Source organism: Chryseobacterium sp. D764, assembly GCF_019317325.1.
GTDB lineage: Bacteria > Bacteroidota > Bacteroidia > Flavobacteriales > Weeksellaceae > Chryseobacterium.
In genome coordinates this window covers 1,657,301-1,670,667 of the sequence record NZ_CP079219.1, presented here as the reverse complement: position 1 = coordinate 1,670,667, position 13,367 = coordinate 1,657,301, and the positions used below count along the sequence as shown (strand labels likewise).

The window sequence follows — 13,367 nt, the reverse complement described above, 5'->3', positions numbered from 1 at the left end:
TCAAAAATTATTGAAAATTCAAAAAATATAATTACATTTGTTTCAGAAATCTAAAAGGAAAATAAAATGCAACTTTCAGAAGCAAAAGAAAAATACATTCAGACCTGGGGAACCTTTGCCACCAATTGGGGAATCAACCGTACGATGGCACAGGTACATGCATTGCTTTTGGCTAGCGGCAGACCCCTTTCTACTGATGAGGTAATGGAACAGCTGGAAATTTCAAGAGGAAATGCCAATATGAATCTTCGCGCCCTGATAGACTGGGGAATTGTGAAAAAAGAATTTGTGAAAGGAGACCGTAAAGAATATTTCGTGGCAGAAAAAGATGTGTGGTACCTTTTCAAACAGATTACCAAAGAACGCAGAAAAAGAGAAATTGAGCCTGTAATTTCTTTTCTTGAAGAATTAAAAAATATTGAAGATAAAGACTCAGAAGAAGCTCAGGAATTTATCAAACTGATGAATGATTTCAGTTCTGTAACCGGAAAAATAAATAATATTATGGATCTTGCGATAAAAAGCGATGATCACTGGCTGGTAGGAAAGATTACCAATCTGTTGAAATAGAAAAATTGAAAAAGGGTTAAAATCCTTTTTTATTTCAATTTGATTTTCAAAAATTACTGAAAATATAAAATTTATAAAATGTTTAATATTGTTTCTTATATAATTTTCTTAAGTATCAGTTCTTATGTCACAATTGATGTAGGAAGAAGATGTTACCATGAAGGAAAAGCCTATTTGAAATACTTACTTCATGATGAAGGTCTTTGCCTGACAATTAACAGGATACTTCTTGGCTGTTATTATCTCGTGAATCTTGGTTTTATCGCAATAAACCTTACAATATGGAACAAAATAAGCAGTCTCGAAGAAATGATAACCATTACTGCTACGAGAGTTGGAAGTATCATTTTAATCCTTTCTATGCTGCATTATATGAACATTTTTATCCTTTACTTCCTGAGAAATAAATTAACATTAAAATAATACTATTATGACAACTACAGTTTTAACCACAACGTATAATTTTTCTGCGTACATGATCTATTTACCTATTGTAATTACCCTTACAGTATTGGTATCCCAATTTTTATTTAAAAATTCAAAAACATTCATGATTGATATTTTTCACCAGAAAAAAGACATTGCAATGGCAACAAATTCATTATTTAAAATTGGGTTTTACCTTTTAAATATAGGTTTTGCTCTATGCATCATTGAATTTTTTCAAATTGAAACCATAGAAAGGCTGGTCGTTGCGCTGAGCAAAAAAATAGGAGGATTTTCAATTTATTTAGGAATAATGATGCTTTTGAATCTATTGTTATTCCTGAAAGGACGTAAGCACGCATTGAACAAAGAAAAAGTAGTAAGTGAAAGAAATGCTGATCTTGAAAGAAATTAATTTTTTATTTGGAATTATATTTCAAAAATTACTGAAAATATAAAATTAACAATAAGTATGAAAAATTTAATCGTTCACTTATTTCTGATTATTTATTTCAGAAGAAAAGGATCACTTTAAACAGTCATTGCCATGAAAACATTTGCAAAATATGATTATTACATTCATCTGTTTTTTATAATAATAGGGCCTCAGGCTTTTATATTTGGTGGTTTGTCGGGATTTGTTCTGTTTTATTTTATAGTAGGAATCCCTCAATTGATAAGCTTTCTGGTCAAACTATTTCTTAGAACAAAAAAATCAGCATTGTATATCGCGTATAGGATTGTAATACTACCGGTTTGGATTATTGTACTGATTTTGTTTACAGAAAAACATATCAATGATTTTTTTGGATATGTTTTAATGGCCGCTCTTTTATACAGTCCCGTGATGGCAGCGGCATATGTTTATGATTGCTATAATACTTATGAACCTTATAAATCACAATTATGAAAACGCTCAAAAACCACACATTAATCTACGACAATCAATGTCCGATGTGTGATCTCTATTCCAAAGGTTTCACAAAATGTGGAATGCTGGATGAAGATGGAAGAGAAGCATTTACAGAACTTTCTGTTAGAAATAAAAACCTAATCGATTTCAATCGTGCGAAAAATGAAATTGCTCTGGTAGATCACGACAAAAATGAAGTCGTTTACGGGCTGGACAGTCTGCTTCTCATCATTGGAAACTCTTTGCCATTGTTGGAAAAAATTGCTCGAATACAACCTCTGTATTGGTTTTTTCAAAAGCTGTATTCCTTTATTTCTTACAATAGAAAACAGATTATCCCTTCCCAAAATGACGGTACAGAACAATCATGTATCCCGGATTTTAACCTGAAATACAGAATGGCCTACATCAGTTTTGTTGTTATTTTTTCAGCATATATCCTAAGTGAATTTTCCGTAAAGCTGAATTTTGATTTAGAACGAAATTTCCTGAGAGAATTTACAGTTTGCCTTGGTCAGCTCGTTTGGCAGATCCTCTTTTTAAAAACTTATCTCAAAGATAAAATCTGGGATTATCTCGGAAATATGATGACTGTTTCTTTAATTGGAACCTTACTTTTAATTCCTGCGCTGATGGTCGATTTCACCCCTGTTTTTTATCTGATATACTTTGGAATTGTAGTATTGATCATGCTTCTGGAACATATAAGAAGATGCAGAATACTAAAACTAAACTTTCTCCCTACCATTTCCTGGATAGTATTCAGAATCACTGCGTTGGTCGTTATCATTCTGACAACCATTGAATTTAAAATTTAACAAACTTAACACCTCTGAAAATGTCAACCATCTATTTAAACACCGTAATCAATGCAGATATTCACTATGTTTTTGATCTGGCAAGAAACATTGATCTGCACCAGCAGTCAACCTCAGTATCTCATGAAAAAGCAATTGCAGGACGTACTTCAGGATTGATTGAAGAAAACGAAACCGTAACCTGGCGGGCAAAACATCTGGGAATTTATCAGAACCTTACCAAAAAAATTGTCAGTATGGAGAAACCGGTTCAGTTCATTGATGTTATGCAGAAAGGAGCCTTCAAATCTATGCGACACAGACATACCTTTAAATCTGTAAACGGAAAAACATTAATGACCGATATTTTTGAATTTGAATCTCCACTCGGGATTGTAGGAAAATTGTTTAATGTCATTTTTCTTACAGGATATCTCAAGGATTTTCTGCTCAAAAGAAATGAGATGATCAAAACCATTGCAGAATCTTCCACCCATGACGGAATAGCCATTTTTTAACCTAAAGAACACAGTATTATGAATTTTTTAAAAGCAGAATGGCGGAAGCTGGCCATCATCAATTACGAAATAGATCCTGAAATCTTATTGCCTTATTTACCTAAAGGTACAGAACTCGATTTTTATAAAGGTAGATGTTATGTAAGCTTAGTAGGATTCATGTTTTTAAATACAAAACTGCTGGGATTACCCATTCCTTTTCACCGGAACTTTGAGGAAGTGAACCTAAGATTTTATGTAAAGAAAAAAGAAAAAGGAGTCTGGAAAAGAGGTGTGGTATTTATCAAAGAAATTGTTCCCAAACCTGCATTGAGCTTTGTCGCCAATACTTTGTACAAAGAAAATTATTACACAATGCCAATGAAAAACCAGATTCATGAAAGTGGGGACGAACTGCTGATCCGGTATTCATGGAAAGATAAAAGCTGGCATTCTATTGAAATTATGGCTGATCGTACGGCAAAACTTATGGAAGAAAACTCAGAGTTTGAATTTATCACAGAACATTATTTTGGCTTTACAAAAAAGGAAAATACAACCACCGAATATGAAGTATGCCATCCAAAATGGGATTGTTACACCGTAAAAGAGCATCATGTGGATATTGACTTTCAAAAGATCTACGGAAATAATTTTGAATGTTTGAATCATCAGAAACCTCTTTCCGTAATGTTGGCCGAAGGCTCACAAATTCAAGTCAAAACCAAAAAATGTATCAGCTAAAAAATAATGAGATTAAAGTATCTATGAAAATCTGATAAAAAATTAATAAGACAATAATCTTTACGATAATAACTATGACTGGACTGTTTCCCGATTTAGGATATATAATACTACTTGCATTGTTAGCATCGACTCTATTGCCTATTCTGTTATTGATTGTCATGAATATAATCCTTCGTCGTTATCAAATTAAGACTGTATGCAGTGCTATTTTAAATTTTTCTTTTGTCATTCTGTTTTTTTTATTTCAGAGAAGTATCAATACTAGTAGGTCAAGATATCTGATTACTGTTTTACAAATTGAAAATCTGGTTATAGCAGGATTGCTGATTTTTTTAATTTGGAAAGGCTTCAGAATATGGAAGAATTAAATCAAAGATATTCATTCAAATCTTCAAAATTTTAAAACAATGAAAATAATCATAGCCGGAGGCACCGGATTTCTTGGTGAAAATCTTGAGAAATACTTTACGGAAAAAGGAAACCAAATCTATATCCTGACCCGTAATCCTCAACGTAAAAACGAAATTTACTGGGATGCCAGAACATTGGGTGAATGGAAAAACACTTTGGAAAAAGCAGATGTTCTGATCAATCTTACAGGAAAATCTGTAGACTGTCGTTATCATGAGAAAAATAAACAGGAAATCTATTCTTCAAGAATTGATAGTACAAGAATATTGCAAAGAGCAGTAGATCAATGTTCTGAAATACCAAAAGTGTGGCTGAATGCTAGTTCTGCTACCATTTACGTTCATTCTGAAAAACATCTCAATACAGAAGAAAACGGAATTATAGGAGATGATTTTTCAATGAATATCTGCAAAAGCTGGGAGAAAGAATTCTTTGCAGTCAAAAATGAAGGAATACGAAAAGCTGCCCTCCGCACATCAATTGTTTTGGGGAATAATGGTGGAGCTTTCCCAAAACTGAAAATGGTTACAAAATTGGGCTTGGGAGGAAAACAGGGACGTGGAAATCAGATGGTAAGCTGGATTCATATTGATGATTTTTGTAAAGCGGTAGACTGGATTATTCAGCATGAGGATATGTCAGGAACGATCAATATAACCGCCCCTGCACCGGTTTCCAATGAAAATATGATGAAAAAATTGAGAAAAAAACTGAATGTTCCTTTTGGACTCAATGCTCCTGTCTGGCAGCTGGAAATTGCATCTGTATTCCTGAATACAGAAACCGAATTACTCTTAAAAAGCCGTAATGTGTACCCAGAAAGATTGATAAAAAATGGATTTCAGTTTTCATTTTCCGGATTTGACGAAGCTATTCTTAATCTCTTGGAATCCTAATGTTTGCGGATCTCCCAAAGGATAATTAAATTAGCGGAAAACTATTCCATATGTTGGTTATACCCAAATTAAAACCTTTTTTCCTTTCATCTTTTTTAATAAGTTCAGTAGTATTTTCACAGGCTCATAATGTGTCTGACGGATATCAGAAACCCACAGACCCTCTTGTTGTTCAGAATCTGGACCAGTGGCAGGATATGAAATTCGGACTGTTTATGCATTGGGGAACCTACAGCCAGTGGGGAATTGTTGAAAGCTGGAGCTTATGCCCTGAAGACGAATCTTGGACGCAGAGAAAACCTGAGCATGGGAAATCTTATGACGAATATGTAAAGAATTATGAAAACCTTCAGACAACTTTTAATCCCACTCAGTTTAATCCTCAAAAATGGGCGGATGCAGTAAAAAAAGCTGGAATGAAATATGTGGTTTTTACCACGAAGCATCATGATGGTTTTGCGATGTTTGACACCCAGCAGTCAGATTATAAAATCACTTCTCCTAAAACTCCTTTTTCAAAAAATCCAAAATCTGATGTGACGAAAGAAATCTTCAATACCTTCAGAAAAGAAGGATTTAAAATCGGAGCTTACTTTTCAAAGCCTGACTGGCATTCCGATGATTACTGGTGGCCTTACTTTCCGCCGAAAGACAGAAATGTAAATTATGATCCTAAAAAATATCCGGAAAGATGGGAGAGTTTTAAAAAATTCACCTTCAATCAGCTGAACGAAATCACATCCGATTATGGTAAAATTGATATACTCTGGCTGGATGGAGGCTGGGTACGTCCTTTTCATACCATTGATCCGAAAGTTGAATGGCAGCGCACGATCAAAGTAGAGCAGGATATTGATATGGATAAAATAGGAACAATGGCCAGGAAAAATCAGCCGGGAATTATTATTGTAGACCGTACCGTTCCCGGAAAATGGGAAAATTATGTTACACCAGAGCAGGCGGTTCCGGAACATGCTCTTCCCATCCCTTGGGAAAGCTGTATCACCATGGGAGATTCCTTTTCCTATGTTCCCAATGACAACTATAAAACCTCTCAAAAGATTATTGAAACCTTGGTGAAAATCATTTCCAGAGGAGGAAATTACCTGATGAATATCGCTCCCGGACCTAATGGTGATTATGACCCCATAGTGTATGAAAGATTACAGCAGATTTCCGGCTGGATGAACAAAAATCAGTCTGCTGTTTTTTCTACAAGAAGCATTGCTCCCTATCACGAAGGAGATTATTATTATACCCAAAGCAAAGACCATCATACGGTAAATGTTTTCCATCTTGATGAAAAATCAGAATATAAGGCTCCATCAACATTAAGTTTTACAATTCCTGATAATTTTAAACCAAAATCTTTGAAAGTTTTAGGATTGTCAAACAAAATTCAATGGAAAAAATTAGGAAATTCAATTGAAATTAATTTACCTAAAGAAAGAAATAAGTTAAAATATTCAACTGTAATTCAAATAACGCAATAGTTGAATTGGTGACTTATTTTTATATTAAAGTGACATAGGAAATCGAAGCATTAAGAAAATATAGTCTGTGAACGTTAAGAAAATTCTAGTGTTTGAGTGCGAGACAACTGTTGAACAGGAAAACTAACATTAAATTCACACGAGTTTTAGAATTTTTAGAGAGCAGATTCTATTTTTAGCGGAGAGTTCCAAGTCTTGAACTTTTGGTTCTTTTGCTTCAAGGTAAAAGAACAAATTTTAAACTAAATTATTCTTGAGATGTGTTTTAAACTTCGATTTAAAATTATAGGAATTTTCTTGTTGAGTTCAGTATTTCTCTCTGCTCAAAAACCCTTATATAAAGACCCAAAACAATCCATTGAAACCAGAGTTCAGGATCTGCTGAAGAGAATGACCCCTGAAGAAAAATTCTGGCAGTGTTTTATGATTCCCGGAGATTTGGATAACGTCCCAAAGGGGCAATATTCTCATGGGATTTTTGGATTGCAGGTAAGTGCTGGAAACCAGGGAGGCGGCGCTGCAGGGCAGTTGTTGAAATATAACGCCAATGAAGATGCCGAAAGATTGGTGAAAAAAATCAATGCTATTCAGAAGTATTTTGTAGAAGAATCAAGATTAGGAATCCCGATTATTCCCTTTGACGAAGCATTACACGGATTGGTAAGAGAAGGAGCTACCGCTTTTCCTCAGGCCATCGGTTTGGCAGCCACTTTCAACCCGGAGTTGATGAACAAGGTTTCAACAGCGATTGCAAAAGAATCCAAATTGAGAGGAATCCGTCAGATTCTGACCCCTGTAGTAAATCTGGCAGGTGACGTGAGATGGGGCAGAACAGAGGAAACTTACGGTGAAGATCCCTTTCTGACCTCAGTAATGGGAGTTAGTTTTGTCAGTTCATTTGAAAATATGGGAATCATTACTACTCCGAAGCATTTTCTTGCCAATGTAGGAGAAGGTGGAAGAGATTCATATCCGATTCATTGGAGCAAAAGATACCTTGAGGAAACACATTTAATACCTTTTCACAATGCTTTTACAAGAGGAAAAAGCCGTTCAGTAATGACCTCTTATAATCTTCTTGATGGAAGACCTTCAACCGCTAATCATTGGCTGTTAACAGAAAAGTTAAAAAAAGACTGGAATTTCAAGGGCTTCGTCATCAGTGATGCAAGTGCGGTAGGAGGCGCAAATGTCTTGCATTTTACAGCAAAAGATTATGATGATGCTTCCGCACAGGCCATCAATGCAGGGCTGGATGTGATTTTTCAGACAGAATATAAACATTATGAGCTTTTTATTCCTCCGTTTTTGGATGGAAGAATATCAAAAGAAAGAATTGATGATGCTGTTGCAAGAGTATTGAGAGCTAAATTTGAGCTTGGATTATTCGAAAACCCTTATGTTTCAGTCAAAGAAATTGAAGAATTAAAAAAACTGAATCATAAACCGCTGGCAGAAAAAACGGCTGCAGAGTCTTTCGTTTTGCTCCAGAATAATAATCAGACCCTTCCTGTTCCCGGAAATGTAAAAAGAATTCTGGTGGTAGGAACAGATGCTGTTGATGCCAGATTAGGCGGTTATTCAGGGCCTGGAAACAAAAAGATTAATATTGTTGACGGAATTAAAAATTATACCAGAGATAAAAATATTGAAGTCGTTTATTCAAAAGGGATTGATTGGAATGTAAAGGATTTTACTACAATTTCCAATGAATATTTATCCTCCGAAAACAAAAAAGGATTAAAAGGGACCTATTTCTCTGATACCAATTTAAAAGGAAATCCGGCTTTTGAAAAACAGGATGAACAGCTCAATTTTAAATGGACTTTATACTCACCCGATCCTCAAAAACTTCAACCTGATCATTACAGCATCCGCTGGACAGGAAAACTGGAAGCACCGGATTCAGGAAAGTATCAGTTAGGATTGCGCGGAAATGACGGCTTCAGATTATACCTTGATGGAATATTAATCATTGACCAATGGGAAAAACTAAGCTATTCCACCAAAATGGTTGATCTAGATTTCGTAAAAGGTGAAAAATATGACATTACCATTGAGTTTCATGAAAATCGGGGAGAAGCAAACCTTGAGCTGATCTGGAACTATGGACTTCATAAGTACCGGAAAGAGTATGAAGAAGCTTTAGATCTTGCTCAGAATGCAGACTATATCATTGTTACTGCCGGTATTCATGAAGGCGAATTTCAGGACCGTTCTTCACTGAGTTTACCCGGAAATCAGGAATCATTTATTCATGAAGTTTCAAAATTGAAAAAACCGCTAACAGTAGTTTTAGTAGGTGGATCTGCTATAAAAACAACTGCCTGGAAAGATAAAGTAGGTGCTATTTTAGATGTTTGGTATCCGGGAGAAGAAGGAGGAAATGCTGTGGCAAAAACCCTTTTTGGTGCTGAAAATCCATCAGGGAAACTGCCCATCACTTTTCCGGTTGAAGAAGGTCAGCTGCCTCTGACGTATAATCATCATCCAACAGGAAGAGGAAATGATTATTATGACTTGAGTGGTGAACCATTGTATCCGTTTGGCTTTGGTTTAAGTTATACCACCTTTGAAATCTCCGGTTTACAGCTGAACAAAACCAAATATTCAGAAAATGAAACTATAATTGCTAAAGTCAATGTAAAAAATACAGGACCAAAAGCAGGAAGCGAAGTTGTTCAGCTCTATGTAAAAGACTTATTGGCAACTGTTTCCAGACCGGTGATTGAGCTTAAAGGATTTCAGAAAGTAGAATTGAAGCCCGGAGAATCAAAATCTATCACCATTGAAGTTCCCATGAAGCAATTACAGTTCCTGAATGAAAAAATGGAATGGGTTGTAGAAAAAGGAACTTACAGAATTATGGTTGGCAATTCATCCAAGAACCTGCCATTAAAACAAAATATTGAAGTTTTGTAGATTAAATTAAAAAACAAAAAGAGCAGAAATTCCTGCTCTTTTTGTTTTTTAATTTTTTGAAGATATCTAGTATTTTCGGGCTAGTAGAACGTTCAATAAGAATGTTCCTGTCCAGTTACTGTTATTAGATCCGTTATTTCCAATGAAATCTATACGGGCTACAGATACAGTAAGTCTTGTTCTTCCGGCAGTACCGTTATTGGCAAGGCTTACAAAAGATGCTGTAAATACATCCGGGAAACTTGAATTATTTCCTGCTGTAAGGATTGGATACATATTGGTAACGTTGAACGGAGTACCCTGATATTCATAAACCAAGGTCATTCTGCTGGCATTGGAATAGAGTGACGTGTGAGCATTATCTACTGATGTTTTGCTAATGATCCACCATCTGTCATTGGTTGTTCCTGTATCATAACCAGGATTACCATGGTTAGTCCAGTCGGCAACAGGTGCTGTTCCAAGTCTATGAGGAGGAATGAGAACTTGCGTTCCATAGATTTCCACATTGCTCGGTTTAGGAAGAACTGTAAAAGACAAATCCCATGTTCCGCCAGTTGTATTGCTGTTGTTCACAACTTCAGCATAGGCACCGATAGGAATCACAAAAGAAGCAACAGGAGTGTTGTCAATTCTTAGGGTATTACCGCTGGAAGCCTGAAGTGTGATATTATTCGGCGAAATGTTTTTGATCTTATAAATTCTCCCCGTAAAACTCGTTGTTCCGGTTCCGATGACAGGAAGGGTAAATGTGGCATCGGCTGTTCCATTATAAGTAATATAATGATCAGTAGTCAGAATATTATAAGCAGTGGCGGTGACTTCACTATAGCCAGCCCTCAAGGAACCATTTACAGCAAGTGTGCTGTTAGGAGTTGTAGTATTAATACCTACTTGTGCAGTTAAGGGAAGGGTTCCAAATAAAAGGATCAAAATGTATTTTTTCATGTGTTGGAAATTTGGTTTCGATCAAATATAGAAAAAAAATAACTAAAAATTAAATAAAACTTAATAAATTATATATTTTTAAATAAATCACTATTTAAGAATGTAATAACTGTTGAGAAATATTAAACCAGCCTACACGGGACTTCCAGATCTTCGGTAAGATAATAGCTGCAGCAAAGGCGGTGGTAACCATCTGCAATAATCAGTTCATTTTCACCTCTTACCAAAAGTATGGGCGAAAGTTTTTTATTTTTTTCTACTTTTTTCAGGTTTTCTTTTACATGAATATTGGTTTCAGGAAGAAGGGCAAGCTTGCTGGCTCTTAAAATATCTTTCGATTTTTTTGTAATGGTAGGGGCTGCCTTTAATTTTTCAACCATCTTTCTGGCTTTATCCGGTTCAAAAAGCAGTTCCAGATAATCCTGTGCTGCAGGAAAATCGTGGACTTCAGGTTCTTTCATCCAGATACTGTCTTTGGTTAGATTGCCCTTTTTTACAGACGTTTTCATAGGTGCTTATTAAAAGATAAATGTATGAAAAATAGGCCGTTATTAACAGCCATTATTTCAAATGAGCCAATAATTTTGCAGTGTGGGTTTTACTTTCCAAAAAATATTGGTATGATATATGCAAGATTTATAACGAACCGGAATGAATTTAATGAAAATTATAAAATTTATTGAAGTCATTCAAAAATATGAACATCATGAAAAAGTTTTTAATTTCAACACTATTAGTATTAGGTTTATCAATGAATGTTTCTGCCCAGAAACGTCCACCAGCTCCTCCACATCCATCAAAAACGGAATTGGTTAATATTAAAATGCAAGAGCTCACCAAAAAATATAACACTGAGAAAAAGCTCATTCTTAATCATCCGCTTGCTACCAAACAGATGAAAAGGGATCAGATGAAAGCCTTAAATCAAAGATATGCGACTGAAAAACGATTACTTAGACAGGCTAAATAATACAGAATTTTTGCGGTTATTAAAATAAAAAAAGCCGTTTTTTATATTTTAAATTTTGAGAAGTTTTTAATATAAAATAAAATTTATTGAAAGAGGATGCGTTTGTATCCTCTTTATTTGTTTAAAATTGAATGAAAACAGCTTTATTGATGCATTTTAAGATCGGTTTACAGAAACATCAAACATCCAATATTTTTCCTTAAATTCGCATAAAAATTTTTAAAGTAATGAATTACGATATTATTGTCATTGGAAGTGGTCCTGGTGGATATGTTACTGCGATCAGAGCAGCGCAATTAGGTTTCAAAACCGCAATTATCGAGAAAGAAAATTTAGGAGGAATCTGCCTTAACTGGGGATGTATTCCAACTAAAGCTTTATTGAAATCTGCTCAGGTTTTTCATTATATCAACCATGCTGAAGATTATGGTTTGAATAAAGTGGAGGCTAGCTTTGAATTCCCGAATGTAATTCAAAGAAGCCGTGGTGTTGCCAGCAAAATGAGCAAAGGAATCGAATTCTTGATGAAAAAGAATAAGATTGACGTAATTCTTGGTACTGCAAAAGTACAGAAAGGTAAAAAAGTTTCTGTGACAGATAAAGAGGGTAAAGTAACTGAATATTCAGCTAACCACATTATCATCGCTACAGGAGCTCGTTCAAGAGAATTACCAAACTTACCACAGGATGGTAAAAAAGTAATCGGATACAGACAGGCGTTATCTCTTCCTGAGCAGCCAAAATCTATGATTGTTGTAGGTTCTGGAGCTATCGGGGTAGAATTTGCTGACTTCTATAACACAATGGGAACTAAAGTAACTGTTGTTGAATTTATGCCAAACATCGTTCCTGTAGAAGATGAAGAAATCTCTAAACACTTAGAGAAATCTCTGAAAAAGACAGGAATCGAGATTATGACAAACGCTTCTGTAGAAAGTGTTGATACAAGTGGTGAAGGAGTAAAAGCTACTGTTAAAACAGCTAACGGAAACATTACTCTGGAAGCTGATATCTTATTATCTGCTGTAGGTATTGCTGCTAATATCGAGAATATCGGATTAGAAGAAGTAGGTATCCAGACAGATAAAGGAAGAGTATTGGTAAACGAATGGTACGAAACTTCAGTACCAGGTTACTATGCAATCGGAGATATTATCCCAACTCAGGCTTTGGCTCACGTTGCTTCTGCAGAAGGAATCACTTGTGTTGAGAAAATCAAAGGGATGCACGTTGAAAAAATCGACTATGGCAATATTCCTGGATGTACTTACTGTCACCCTGAAGTAGCTTCTGTAGGTCTTACTGAAAAGCAGGCTAAAGAAAAAGGATACGAAATCAAAGTTGGTAAATTCCCTCTTTCTGCAAGTGGTAAAGCTACTGCAAACGGAAACACAGACGGGTTTATCAAAGTAATCTTCGATGCTAAATATGGTGAATGGTTAGGATGCCACATGATTGGTGAAGGAGTAACGGATATGGTGGCTGAAGCTGTGGTAGCTAGAAAACTGGAAACTACAGGTCACGAGATCATCAAGTCTATTCACCCGCACCCAACAGTTTCTGAAGCAATTATGGAAGCTGCTGCTGCTGCTTACGGTGAAGTGATTCACATTTAATCTGAAATATACAGAAATCAATATATAAAAGCCCGGAGATATCCGGGCTTTTTCGTTGAAATACATTAATAAAACCATTGATTTTATTAAAATAATTTTAAAATCAGCATATTTATAAAAATTAACTCGATTATTTCAGGCTGTTTCCTTACATTTATTCT

Annotated in this window: 13 protein-coding genes; 11 read left to right on the top strand and 2 right to left on the bottom strand. The window is 35.2% G+C overall.

Translation table 11 applies throughout. The features are described from left to right. Positions 1–66: 66 nt before the first annotated feature. The 9 genes from KYG33_RS07500 (at position 67) to KYG33_RS07460 (ending at position 9,672) form a co-directional block, all read left to right on the top strand. Positions 67–570 carry a GbsR/MarR family transcriptional regulator gene (locus KYG33_RS07500; protein WP_047388136.1) on the top strand — a complete coding sequence of 168 codons (504 nt, stop codon included), beginning with the start codon at positions 67–69 and terminating at the stop codon, positions 568–570. Between the two features lie 78 nt (positions 571–648). After that, positions 649–993, top strand: coding sequence for a hypothetical protein (locus KYG33_RS07495; protein ID WP_077418609.1), 345 nt, complete (start codon positions 649–651; stop codon positions 991–993). 7 nt (positions 994–1,000) lie between these two features. Beyond that, positions 1,001–1,411 (top strand): hypothetical protein, encoded by a 411-nt coding sequence (locus KYG33_RS07490; RefSeq protein WP_077418610.1) that lies wholly within the window; start codon positions 1,001–1,003, stop codon positions 1,409–1,411. Between the two features lie 491 nt (positions 1,412–1,902). After that, positions 1,903–2,727, top strand: a complete 825-nt coding sequence (locus KYG33_RS07485; protein ID WP_219072978.1) for a DUF393 domain-containing protein — start codon at positions 1,903–1,905, stop codon at positions 2,725–2,727. A 20-nt stretch (positions 2,728–2,747) separates the two neighbouring features. Continuing rightward, a complete protein-coding gene (locus KYG33_RS07480) occupies positions 2,748–3,224 on the top strand; it encodes an SRPBCC family protein (protein WP_219072977.1) in 477 nt (158 codons plus the stop codon). 18 nt (positions 3,225–3,242) lie between these two features. Next, entirely contained in the window at positions 3,243–3,947 is a 705-nt protein-coding gene (locus KYG33_RS07475) for a YqjF family protein (RefSeq protein WP_219072976.1), read from the top strand. Positions 3,948–4,357: 410 nt separating this feature from the next. Next, complete coding sequence (locus KYG33_RS07470) at positions 4,358–5,257, top strand: TIGR01777 family oxidoreductase (protein WP_077418615.1); 900 nt, start codon at positions 4,358–4,360, stop codon at positions 5,255–5,257. 50 nt (positions 5,258–5,307) lie between these two features. Next, positions 5,308–6,750, top strand: a complete 1,443-nt coding sequence (locus tag KYG33_RS07465) for an alpha-L-fucosidase (protein ID WP_077418616.1) — start codon at positions 5,308–5,310, stop codon at positions 6,748–6,750. Between the two features lie 297 nt (positions 6,751–7,047). Beyond that, positions 7,048–9,672, top strand: a complete 2,625-nt coding sequence (locus KYG33_RS07460) for a beta-glucosidase (RefSeq protein WP_257468952.1) — start codon at positions 7,048–7,050, stop codon at positions 9,670–9,672. Between the two features lie 66 nt (positions 9,673–9,738). Here the strand turns inward: KYG33_RS07460 and KYG33_RS07455 are convergent, their stop codons facing one another. Next, entirely contained in the window at positions 9,739–10,620 is an 882-nt protein-coding gene (locus tag KYG33_RS07455; RefSeq protein WP_077418618.1) for a hypothetical protein, read from the bottom strand. Between the two features lie 122 nt (positions 10,621–10,742). Continuing rightward, entirely contained in the window at positions 10,743–11,129 is a 387-nt protein-coding gene (locus tag KYG33_RS07450; RefSeq protein WP_077418619.1) for a hypothetical protein, read from the bottom strand. Between the two features lie 197 nt (positions 11,130–11,326). Between KYG33_RS07450 and KYG33_RS07445 the strand changes: the two genes are divergently transcribed. Together KYG33_RS07445 and lpdA are read left to right on the top strand one after the other, a co-directional pair. Then, positions 11,327–11,590, top strand: a complete 264-nt coding sequence (locus KYG33_RS07445) for a hypothetical protein (RefSeq protein ID WP_228408889.1) — start codon at positions 11,327–11,329, stop codon at positions 11,588–11,590. 227 nt (positions 11,591–11,817) lie between these two features. Then, a complete protein-coding gene (gene lpdA / locus KYG33_RS07440; protein WP_219072974.1) occupies positions 11,818–13,206 on the top strand; it encodes a dihydrolipoyl dehydrogenase in 1,389 nt (462 codons plus the stop codon). The last annotated feature ends 161 nt before the right edge of the window (positions 13,207–13,367 follow it).